Source organism: Psychrobacillus sp. FSL K6-4046 (genome assembly GCF_038624605.1).
Taxonomy (GTDB): Bacteria; Bacillota; Bacilli; order Bacillales_A; family Planococcaceae; genus Psychrobacillus.
Genome location: NZ_CP152020.1, coordinates 1 through 12,107, shown reverse-complemented (window position 1 = coordinate 12,107; position 12,107 = coordinate 1). Strand labels below are relative to the sequence as shown.

The window sequence follows — 12,107 nt, the reverse complement described above, 5'->3', positions numbered from 1 at the left end:
CACTTGCAATCACGTAAGTGATCACAATTTGAATATCTTGCGTTTGTTTCTTTTTTTGATGTCGTTTTATCCAGTTTTCAAAGAACAAAGCTTGTTCCTTTGCGACGAGTAATCGCAGGAGCAAGTTAAAAAGCTTTAAATGCTCATATAGAATGAACATTCAAAACTGAACTGCAAAACGTTAAGATACAGATAAAGATCTGTATTCCGAATATATCCTTAGAAAGGAGGTGATCCAGCCGCACCTTCCGATACGGCTACCTTGTTACGACTTCACCCCAATCATCTGTCCCACCTTCGGCGGCTGGCTCCCAAAAGGGTTACCCCACCGACTTCGGGTGTTACAAACTCTCGTGGTGTGACGGGCGGTGTGTACAAGGCCCGGGAACGTATTCACCGTGGCATGCTGATCCACGATTACTAGCGATTCCGGCTTCATGTAGGCGAGTTGCAGCCTACAATCCGAACTGAGAACGGTTTTATGGGATTTGCTCACCCTCGCGGGGTTGCGACCCTCTGTACCGTCCATTGTAGCACGTGTGTAGCCCAGGTCATAAGGGGCATGATGATTTGACGTCATCCCCACCTTCCTCCGGTTTATCACCGGCAGTCACCTTAGAGTGCCCAACTGAATGCTGGCAACTAAGATCAAGGGTTGCGCTCGTTGCGGGACTTAACCCAACATCTCACGACACGAGCTGACGACAACCATGCACCACCTGTCACCGCTGTCCCCGAAGGGAAAAGCCTATCTCTAGGCCGGTCAGCGGGATGTCAAGACCTGGTAAGGTTCTTCGCGTTGCTTCGAATTAAACCACATGCTCCACCGCTTGTGCGGGCCCCCGTCAATTCCTTTGAGTTTCAGTCTTGCGACCGTACTCCCCAGGCGGAGTGCTTAATGCGTTAGCTGCAGCACTAAGGGGCGGAAACCCCCTAACACTTAGCACTCATCGTTTACGGCGTGGACTACCAGGGTATCTAATCCTGTTTGCTCCCCACGCTTTCGCGCCTCAGCGTCAGTTACAGACCAGAAAGCCGCCTTCGCCACTGGTGTTCCTCCAAATCTCTACGCATTTCACCGCTACACTTGGAATTCCGCTTTCCTCTTCTGTACTCAAGTCCCCCAGTTTCCAATGACCCTCCACGGTTGAGCCGTGGGCTTTCACATCAGACTTAAAGGACCGCCTGCGCGCGCTTTACGCCCAATAATTCCGGACAACGCTTGCCACCTACGTATTACCGCGGCTGCTGGCACGTAGTTAGCCGTGGCTTTCTAATGAGGTACCGTCAAGGTACGAGCAGTTACTCTCGTACTTGTTCTTCCCTCACAACAGAGTTTTACGATCCGAAAACCTTCTTCACTCACGCGGCGTTGCTCCATCAGACTTTCGTCCATTGTGGAAGATTCCCTACTGCTGCCTCCCGTAGGAGTCTGGGCCGTGTCTCAGTCCCAGTGTGGCCGATCACCCTCTCAGGTCGGCTACGCATCGTCGCCTTGGTGAGCCGTTACCTCACCAACTAGCTAATGCGCCGCGGGCCCATCCTGTAGTGACAGCGAGATGCCGTCTTTTAACATTTCCTCATGTGAGGTAATGGATTATTCGGTATTAGCCCCGGTTTCCCGGAGTTATCCCAATCTACAGGGCAGGTTGCCCACGTGTTACTCACCCGTCCGCCGCTAAATCAGAAGAAGCAAGCTTCTTCATCATCCGCTCGACTTGCATGTATTAGGCACGCCGCCAGCGTTCGTCCTGAGCCAGGATCAAACTCTCCATAATAGAGAACTTAAAAAGCTCATTTTGTTTTGCTGGCATCATCATTAAATGATGTCAAAAATTGTTTTGCGTCAATCAAGCCGAAGCTTGTTGATGCTGTATGTCTTAACGTTTTGCATGTTCAGTTTTCAATGTTCATTGTGTCGTTTGTTCCGACAGCTTTATTATCATATCAAATTTTTATCTTTCTGTCAACAACTTTATTCAAATTGTTTTTTTTGCAAATAAGAATTAAAAATGAGAACTTGATTACTATACCATCCTTTGAACCTATTCGTCAATACTTTTTAAGAATAAACTTTAGAACTATTTAAAGTATGAGAATCACTTATAAAAGTTCTAAGTGATTCTTCTATATAACAGCCATTTCAAAAAGGTTCTAGTGCTTGAGTTACTTCTTTAGTTTAGAAGGGTACTTCATTATCTTATCAATTGATTACACTTTCAATATGCAAGGATCTCTTTCCTGCCAAATCAATTATATGGCCGGTTTCCAGGAGACGGATCATAGGTCTCATTGGAGAATCTCTATGAATAAAGATAATCTCTGCCAGTTCTCCATCTGACAATCTCACCTTTGTGGAAATAGGTAAATCACAGACAAGGGAGATGAGAGCATTGACTACTTCTATATTATACTTACCAAACTCTTCTTCTTTAATCATCTCTAACACTTTAAAAGAGGAAGCTTTAGCCCGATATATACGTTCTGATGTCATTGCATGATAAACATCAGCCACAGCTATAATCTGAGAGAATAGAGATATATTGTTCATTCTTTCTCCTTTAGGATAACCACTTCCATCTAATCTTTCGTGGTGCTGAAAGATTGCTAGTTTCATCTCCGGCTTCAATAAAGGACTATCTTTAATAGCTTGGAAGCTAAAAATGGTATGTTTTTTGATTTCGGAAAACTCATTTTCCGTAAGTGGCGTCTTTTTATCTCTAATCTTATAGTTTACCTTAGCCATTCCAGCGTCAGCTAATAAGCCTGCAGTCGCTATTTGGTTGATGAGACCCGGCTCGTAACGAAGCTTTTTAGCAATAGCTCCCGATAATATGCCTACTGCTATAGAATGGTGAGCTACATATTTATCCATAGAAGAAAAACTATTTAAAAGAGAAAATATATGTTTCTCCTGCATCGCACGATCTACTAAAGGCATAACAATATTTCTTAGTTTTGCTACATCCACCTTTACTCCTGTTTCCCATGCTGTAAACTCTTTAAAGAAGTTATTTACCGCTTGGTTATATAAGGTATTAAAGTTTGTTTTATTCGATAAGGAGTTACTATTTTTCTGCTCATCTACTTGTTTTTTATTGTTTAACTCGAGAATTTCTTCTTCTGACCTATTAAAGATATTTTCAACAGAGATGGGTACTTTAATAATGTTAAATGCTCTTAGTACCTCAATATGTTCCCTAGAGACTTTTGTATCTTTACGCACGACTGGGGACTTTGTATTCACAAACAGATCTTCGGCTATTATACTACCAATTCTAACCTCTTCTAGATTTTGTAAGATATATTCCATTTGTTACCCTGCTTTTTCTTTTATTTTCCTTAATTATACTAAATTCTATTGATTCTTGTATATGCGAATTCTATGTTTATCTAATTAATATAAATCGTATTTTCACTTAGCTACAGTTATCTAACTAAAAAAAACTACCCTTAAACAGTGTCTAAGGGTAGTTTACTTACTTATTCTTCTATTTCTTCTATTTCTTCTGTTGAGGATGAATCTTCATCAGGAGCAACAGCTGCTTCTTCCATTTCAGCATCTATTACTTCTTCTTCCTCTTCTTTTTCAACTTTTGCTACGGTAGCAATTAACTCGCTGCCAGATAATCTCATTAGACGAACACCTTGAGTACTTCGTCCTGTCATAGAAATATCGTTTACATCCATACGGATCAACATGCCATTAATTGTGATTAGCATCAAGTCTTCAGAACCATCTACTGCCTTCACGGCACATAAAGGTCCATTCTTATCAGTGATTTGGCATGTTTTCACACCCATACCACCTCTAGTTTGCAATCTATACTCAGATTCTGGTGTACGTTTACCGTAACCATTCTCCGTAACCACTAGTATCTCTTGTCCAGGTTCTATAATTTCCATTCCTACTACGTAATCGTCATCCTTCAAACGGATTCCTCTTACTCCTCCAGCAGTCCGGCCCATAGAACGTATATCTGTTTCTTCGAATCTTACTAGCTTACCTTGGCGTGTACCTATGATAATCTCTTTTTTACCGTTGGTTAAACGAACTCCTATTAGTTCATCCTTTTCACGTAAAGAGATAGCTATTAAACCGTTAGCACGGATATGTGCAAAACCTGATACTGGTGTTCTTTTTGTTACACCATGCTTAGTCGTAAAGATTAAGTAATTATCTTCTTCAAATGAAGCCATTGGGATCATCGCAGTTACATGCTCATTTTTCTCAATGCCTAGAAGATTAACCAGTGGCAGGCCTTTTGCTGTTCGACCATACTCTGGAATTTCAAATCCTCTTGCACGGTATACCTTACCATTATTCGTAAAGAATAGAATCGTATCATGGGTGGATGTATACAATAAATGCTCAACGAAATCATCTTCATTAGTTCCCATTCCTTGTACCCCACGACCACCACGTTTTTGACTCTTATACGTATTTGCAGGTAAACGTTTAATATACCCTTTATTTGTTAAAGTAAGCACAGAATTTTCTACAGGTATTAAGTCTTCATCTTCAAAGACCTCTGCTCCTCCTGCAACAATCTCCGTACGGCGTTTATCTGCATAGCGATCTTTAATCTCCGTGATTTCTTCCCGGATGATTTCAATTACTCGATATTCATTAGCTAAGATGAATTTTAGTTCCTCTATTAATTGTACTAATGCCTTATATTCATCTTCAATTTTATCGCGCTCTAATCCAGTTAAGCGTTGTAAACGCATATCCAGAATTGCTTGCGCTTGTCGTTCTGATAAATTGAACTGCTCCATTAAGCCATTTTTTGCTATTTCTCCTGTTTGAGAAGAACGAATTAGCTTAATAATTTCATCAATATGATCTAATGCAATTCGTAAACCTTCTAGAATATGCGCGCGGTCTTCAGCCTTGTTCAATTCAAACTGCGTACGACGACGGATTACTACTTTTTGATGTTCTAGATAATAGTAAAGCATTTCTTTTAGGTTCAACACTTTAGGCTGGTTGTCCACCAACGCTAACATATTAATACCAAAGCTCGATTGTAGTGCGGTTTGTTTGTATAAGTTATTGAGGAGCACGTGAGAATTTGCATCCTTACGAACTTCAATAACAATACGCATTCCATTTCGATCTGATTCATCAGCCAAATGAGTAATTCCATCAATTTTCTTATCACGTACAAGCTCTGCTATTTTTTCAATTAGACGAGCTTTATTTACTTGATATGGAATTTCTTTAACGATAATTACTTCTTTCCCGCTAGGCTTTTGTTCAATCTCGACCTTCGCACGGATGAGGATAGAGCCCTTCCCAGTCTCATAAGCACGACGGATCCCGCTTCGGCCCAATATGATACCGCCTGTTGGGAAATCAGGACCAGGAATAATATTCATTAATTCTTCAATAGTGATAGCTGGGTTTTCTGTTAAAGCCAAAACCCCGTCTATTACTTCCCCAAGATGGTGGGAAGGAATGTTAGTTGCCATACCTACAGCAATTCCCGAAGCCCCATTTACAAGTAAATTTGGGTATCTACTTGGTAACACAACTGGCTCTTTTTCTTGACCATCATAGTTATCTTTATAATCAATCGTATTTTTATTTATATCGCGTAATAATTCTAAAGCAATTTTGGACATACGTGATTCTGTATATCGCATAGCTGCTGCTCCGTCTCCATCGACAGATCCAAAGTTTCCATGACCGTCTACCAGCATGTAACGATAGCTAAAATCCTGCGCCATACGAACCATTGCATCATAAATGGAGGAGTCACCATGTGGATGGTATTTCCCCATTACGTCTCCTACGATACGAGCAGATTTTTTATGAGGCTTATCTGGTGTATTTCCTAGTTCTTGCATCCCATATAAAATTCGACGATGTACGGGCTTTAACCCGTCTCGTACGTCAGGTAATGCACGGGATACAATAACGCTCATCGCATAGTCAAGAAAGGATGTTCTCATTTCTGTACTAATATTGATCCCTCTGACACCTTTATTCGGTATTTCTGACATCCTAAAGACCTCCAGTTAAACACATTCTTAAATATCTAAATTTTTCACATATACAGCATTGTCTTCGATAAACTGACGACGAGGCTCTACCTCTTCACCCATCAGCTGTGTGAAGACTTCATCTGCCTCCATTGCATTATCCAAGTTAACTTGAAGCAATGTACGATTTTCTGGATCCATTGTTGTTTCCCAAAGTTGAGTTGCATCCATTTCTCCAAGTCCTTTGTAACGTTGAATGTTTGGCTTAGACGTTTTAGGCAATCGATCTAAAATTTCTTTTAGTTGTTCATCATTATAGCAATACTCTACATGTTTTCCTTGTTTCACTTGATATAAAGGTGGTTGTGCTGCATACACATAACCTGCTTCAATCAATGGTCTCATAAATCGGAAGAAGAAGGTAAGTAATAATGTACGAATATGAGCTCCATCTACGTCCGCATCGGTCATGATAATGATTTTATGATAACGAGCTTTTTCTAAAATAAACTCTTCCCCAATGCCAGTACCTAAAGCTGTAATCATAGTACGAATCTCTGCATTTCCAAGTATTCTATCTAAACGTGCTTTTTCCACGTTTAATATTTTTCCTCGTAATGGAAGAATAGCTTGATAGTGACGATCTCGTCCTGATTTCGCTGATCCACCTGCTGAGTCACCCTCAACTATATACAATTCGCTATCTGCTGGAATACGGGAAGAACAATCTGCTAATTTCCCTGGTAAGCTAGATACCTCTAAAGCTGACTTACGACGAGTTAATTCTCGTGCTTTTTTCGCAGCTACACGTGCACGGGCAGCCATCAGCCCTTTATCCACAATTTTTCTAGCAATTTGAGGGTTTTCTAATAAAAATCGGTCAAAACCTTCAGCAAACAAACTATTAGTAATAGTGCTTACTTCGGAGTTACCGAGTTTTGTTTTGGTTTGTCCTTCAAATTGAGGATCGGGATGTTTTACTGAAACAATAGCAGTTAAACCTTCTCGTACATCATCACCAGACAAGTTTGTTTCTGAATCTTTTAGTAAACCATTTTTTCTTGCATAATCGTTAATTACACGAGTAAGGGCAGTTTTAAAGCCAGATTCATGTGTTCCGCCTTCATACGTATTAATATTATTTGCGAAAGATAAAATGTTTGATGAATATCCAGCATTATATTGCATGGCAATTTCAATAGATATTCCGTCTTTCTCACCTTCTACAAAAATAGCTTCTTCTGTAATTGGCTCTTTTGATTTATTTAGATCCTCTACGTAAGATTTAATACCGCCTTCGTAAAGGTATTTAACTGATTTTTCTTGGCCTTCTCGTTCATCTGCAATAGTGATAGTCAAACCACGGTTTAAATAAGCTAATTCTCTTACGCGGTGCGCTAAGATATCATACTCATAAACAGTTGTTTCCGTAAAAATTTGCGAGTCTGCTTTAAATCTTGTAGTAGTTCCTGTTTCTAATGCTTCTCCCGTTACTTCTAAAGGTGAAGCAACAGCTCCTCGTTCAAACTTAATCGTATGAATTTTTCCATCGCGTTTAACATAAACTTCCGTATACTCTGACAAGGCATTTACTACTGATGCACCAACACCATGAAGCCCACCGGACACTTTATATCCGCCGCCGCCAAATTTACCACCTGCATGAAGAACAGTCATTATAACTTCAACTGCAGGTTTTCCCATTTTTTCTTGGTTATCAACTGGTATACCACGGCCATTGTCTTCCACACGAATCCAATTGTCTTTTTCAATCGTTACAATAATATGATCGCAATAACCAGCAAGCGCCTCATCAATACTGTTATCAACGATTTCCCATACAAGATGGTGAAGTCCTTTAGAGCTAGTAGTCCCTATGTACATTCCGGGACGTTTTCTTACCGCTTCTAAACCTTCTAATACTTGTATCTGATCAGCATCATAAGATGGTTGTAAATCTTTCTCTTCCATTGCCAACTTGCTCACCCACTCTTTCATTACTTTCCATACTGGTGAATTTTATTTTATAACTGCCCCTTGTTCCACATGAAACATCTTTGCCTGTTTAATCGTGTCATGGGCTATTCCTTCAATACTTGTCGTTGTAACAAACGTCTGAACGTCACCGTGAATAGTCGTTAATAGATGCGATTGTCGATAGTCATCTAATTCCGATAGAACGTCATCCAGCAATAAAACAGGAGCTTCACCTACCTCCTGTTTTATCAATTCGATTTCGGCTAATTTAAGTGATAAGGCTGTTGTTCTTTGTTGTCCTTGCGAACCATAAGTTTGAACATCATAGTTATTGACAAAAAATTTAAGGTCATCACGATGAGGACCATACAAAGTGACTCCGCGATCTAATTCTCTTTTTTGATTTTCAAATATTTTTGTCTCTAAAGTTGTCTTCATCTGACTTTCTGAATAGTCTGCTTTAATACCTATAGTAGAGTCATATGCAACTGTGAGTTTTTCTAATCCTCGTGAGATACCAAAGTGAATTGGTTCTGCCCACTTTTGAAGCAATTCCATAAATTGGAATCTTTTTTGAATTACTTTTACTGCAGCATTTATATATTGTTCTGTATAAACGTCAAACATGACATCATTTAACTTAGATTGACCTTGATGTTTTTTTAAAATATGGTTTCTTTGCTTTAAAATCTTTTGAAAGTTAAGCAAATCATGTAAATACCTAGGAGATATTTGTCCTATTTCCATATCTAGAAAACGTCTTCTGACTTGAGGACTACCTTTAACCAAAAACAAATCCTCTGGTGCAAACATGACAACATTAAGCTGACCTATGTAGTCACTGAGTCTATTTTGTTCTAGGTGATTCACCTTTGCTTTTTTTCCTTTTTTGGAGAGTATTAATTCCAAGGGGAGTCGTCCATATTTTTTGTGTATATCCCCTATTATTTTACCATACTCTGCTTCCCAGCGTATCAATTCTTTATCATTAGAAGTTCTATGAGACTTCGCCATTGATAATACATATAGGGATTCCATTAAGTTAGTTTTACCTTGGGCATTTTCCCCAATCAACACATTTATTTTAGAGGAAAAATCCAATTCTATTGAATCGTAATTACGGAAGTTTTTAAGCTCAAGTCGTTCAATATACATATTACTCTCCGTTCTCAGGTCCAATCATTAGAAATTTTCCTACTCCTGGAATATTCACTACATCTTTGTTTCTTATTTTTCTACCTCTTCGTTGATCTGCTTCTCCGTTTATATATACGGGATTTTCGCTCAAAAACCATTTAGCCATTCCACCTGAACTTATTGCGTCTGTCATCTTAAGTAATTGACCTAAGGTAATAAATTCCGAATCAAAACGAATCTCTTCCACTAATTATTCAACCTCTTCTCATTTTGTTTATCCCTCCATTTTACCCTAATAAAGCAAATAAGTAAAAAAGATAGCCACTATTGGTGACTATCTCTTGTTTATGCTGTTTAGTAAGTTCTTACTGGAAGGATTAATTGCAAGATTGAATCGTCATGTACAGATTTTAAAACAAACGGTCTCATTGTCCCTGCAAAAAGAATTTTTACATCTTGTCCATCAATCGCCTTTAGTGCATCCATCATGTATTTAGCACTGAAAGAAATCTTAAGCTCTTCGCCTTCTATCGTTTCCGCTAGAATTTGTTCTTCTACTTTTCCGATTTCAGGAGAGTTGGAGGAAACTTCTAAGGAATTTAAATCTAGAGTTGAAAAACGAACTACATTATTTCTTTCTTCTCGTGCCAATAAGGACGCACGATCTATTGCTTGCAATAAAGATTTACCGTTAACAACAATAGTTGTTTTATATTCGCTTGGGATCAGTCTAGATGTGTCAGGGTAATTTCCTTCTAACAATCTAGAGTAAAATAATACATCCTCGGTTTTGAATAATATTTGCTGCTGAGTCATAACTATAGCTACTTCGGAAGAAGTTTCTTCTAGAATCTTATTTAATTCATTTAAGCTTTTTCCTGGAATTACTACGCTATATTTTTCTTCAGGTAAATCTTTTAATGCTGTTTTTCTTTTTGCTAGACGATGGCTATCTGTAGCTACACAGTGGAGTTCCCCATCAATAACCTGCCAATTCACTCCAGTTAATACTGGTCTGCTTTCTGATGTCGAAACAGCAAATACTGTTTCTTTAATAATAGATTTCAACAAGTCAGAAGGAATGTAGAATTGTCGATCTTCTTCAAGTTGAGGTAACAAAGGATATTCACTAGCATCAATGCCTATTAAGTTGAATTCTGATTTACCTGAACGGATATGTGTGTGGAATTGGTTTGTAACTTCAATTTCTACATCGTTAGTAGGTAATTTACGAACAATCTCACTAAACATTCTTGCTTGGACAACTATTGATCCTGGTTCTACGATCTTTATAATTTGTTCTCCATTTTTTTCAACTGGTATAAATGTTTGGATTGTAATATCTGAATCACTACCAGTCAAATACAAACCTTCTTTTGTTACTTCTAATTTTAATCCAGTCAGTATAGGAATTGTTGTTTTAGAACTTACTGCTTTCATTACATCATTTAGTCCATTTAATAGACTATCTCTCATTACTTCAAATTTCATTTTAGTACCTCACTTATATATTTATTATTTATTAAAAGATTAATAGATATAGTAATAGGGCTTGTGGATATGTTGATAAGTGCATTTTTCGCTATATTTCGCCACATATCCCCATGTGTATAACTTGTGTTTAAGTATGGACCTAAAATAGGAACTTATCCACAATCTAATTATCTACCGAGGATAGATTTTATTTGCTTTATATCATCCTGCAGGTTCATATCTGTTTTTAGCATCGTAGCTATTTTATCGTGTGCATGAATTACTGTAGTATGATCACGTCCACCAAACTCTTCACCAATCTTAGGCAATGAGAAATCAGTTAGCTCACGGGAAAGAAACATAGCTATCTGACGAGGGAATGCGATAGATTTGGTACGCTTCTTCGCAGTAAAATCTTCTAATCTTATATGAAAATGCTCTCCTACAACCTTTTGGATATCTAAGATCGTAATAATTCTTGGACGTGCATTTGGCAGAATATCTTTTAACGCTTCAGCAGCCAAGTCTATATTAATATCTTTATTAACAAGCGAGGAATAGGCCACTACGCGAATAAGTGCACCTTCCAGCTCTCTTATATTCGAGTCAATTTGATTTGCGATATAGGCCATAACTTCATCGGAAATATCCAAACCGTCTGCGCGTGCTTTTTTACGTAAAATAGCAATTCTTGTTTCTAAATCAGGTGGTGCTATATCTGTTATCAAGCCCCATTCAAAACGGGAGCGTAAACGATCCTCTAACGTGGGAATCTCCTTAGGTGGTCTGTCACTGGAGATAACAATTTGTTTAGATTCTTCATGTAAAGCATTAAAAGTATGAAAAAATTCTTCTTGAGTTGATTCTTTTCCGGCAAGGAACTGAATATCATCTATTAAGAGAACATCTACATTTCGATACTTATTTCGGAAGTCTACTGCTTTGTTGTCGCGAATAGAATTAATAAATTCGTTCGTGAATTTTTCAGAAGATAAATAAACCACTTTTGCATTCGGATTGTGTTCTTGAACATAGTGTCCAATCGCGTGCATTAAGTGGGTTTTTCCTAATCCAACTCCTCCGTATATGAAAAGAGGATTATATGCTTTTGCAGGTGCTTCTGCTACAGCTAAAGAGGCAGCATGGGCAAAACGGTTACCAGAACCAATGACAAAAGTATCAAATGTATTTTTTGAGTTAAGCATTCCAGGAGAAAAGTCTGGCTGATCATCTGGAGTAACCGGTGTTTTTGGCTTTGGTATTTCAAAGTCATCAAAGTCCTGACCCTTAGGTACTACAAAAGAAATTAATAATTCATTGCCAGTAAGTTCTGTAAGAATCCCAGCAATTAAATGAACATAGTGATTTTCAAGCCAATCCCTAGCAAAGGAATTGGGCGCAGCTATGGTTACAGTGTCTCCCTTATAAGAAAGCATCTTTGTTGATTTTAACCAGGTTTCGAAGCTTGGTTTCGATGTTTTCTTTTCTACTTCAGAGAGAACCTTAGCCCAAAGTTCTTCAAAGTGTTCCAA

The 12,107-nt window shown here is 38.5% G+C and carries 7 protein-coding genes and 1 rRNA gene; all 8 read right to left on the bottom strand.

The genetic code is table 11. The features are described from left to right. Nucleotides 1–223 precede the first annotated feature (223 nt). A 16S ribosomal RNA gene (locus tag MKY09_RS00040) occupies nucleotides 224–1,778 on the bottom strand. A 425-nt stretch (nucleotides 1,779–2,203) separates the two neighbouring features. Continuing rightward, complete coding sequence (locus tag MKY09_RS00035; RefSeq protein WP_169359835.1) at nucleotides 2,204–3,313, bottom strand: HD-GYP domain-containing protein; 1,110 nt, start codon at nucleotides 3,311–3,313, stop codon at nucleotides 2,204–2,206. 170 nt (nucleotides 3,314–3,483) lie between these two features. Continuing rightward, the gene (gene gyrA, locus MKY09_RS00030) at nucleotides 3,484–6,009 is read right to left on the bottom strand and encodes a DNA gyrase subunit A (protein ID WP_342567333.1); all 2,526 of its coding nucleotides are present in this window, start codon (nucleotides 6,007–6,009) and stop codon (nucleotides 3,484–3,486) included. A 27-nt stretch (nucleotides 6,010–6,036) separates the two neighbouring features. Continuing rightward, nucleotides 6,037–7,959: a DNA topoisomerase (ATP-hydrolyzing) subunit B gene (gene gyrB, locus MKY09_RS00025; protein ID WP_342568272.1), complete on the bottom strand. Its 1,923-nt coding sequence runs from the start codon at nucleotides 7,957–7,959 to the stop codon at nucleotides 6,037–6,039. Between the two features lie 48 nt (nucleotides 7,960–8,007). Next, nucleotides 8,008–9,120, bottom strand: coding sequence for a DNA replication/repair protein RecF (gene recF, locus MKY09_RS00020; protein WP_342567332.1), 1,113 nt, complete (start codon nucleotides 9,118–9,120; stop codon nucleotides 8,008–8,010). A 1-nt stretch (nucleotide 9,121) separates the two neighbouring features. Beyond that, the gene (gene yaaA, locus MKY09_RS00015; RefSeq protein WP_169359832.1) at nucleotides 9,122–9,349 is read right to left on the bottom strand and encodes a S4 domain-containing protein YaaA; all 228 of its coding nucleotides are present in this window, start codon (nucleotides 9,347–9,349) and stop codon (nucleotides 9,122–9,124) included. Nucleotides 9,350–9,456: 107 nt separating this feature from the next. Then, entirely contained in the window at nucleotides 9,457–10,593 is a 1,137-nt protein-coding gene (dnaN, locus tag MKY09_RS00010) for a DNA polymerase III subunit beta (protein ID WP_169359831.1), read from the bottom strand. Between the two features lie 170 nt (nucleotides 10,594–10,763). Then, entirely contained in the window at nucleotides 10,764–12,107 is a 1,344-nt protein-coding gene (gene dnaA, locus MKY09_RS00005) for a chromosomal replication initiator protein DnaA (RefSeq protein ID WP_340881197.1), read from the bottom strand.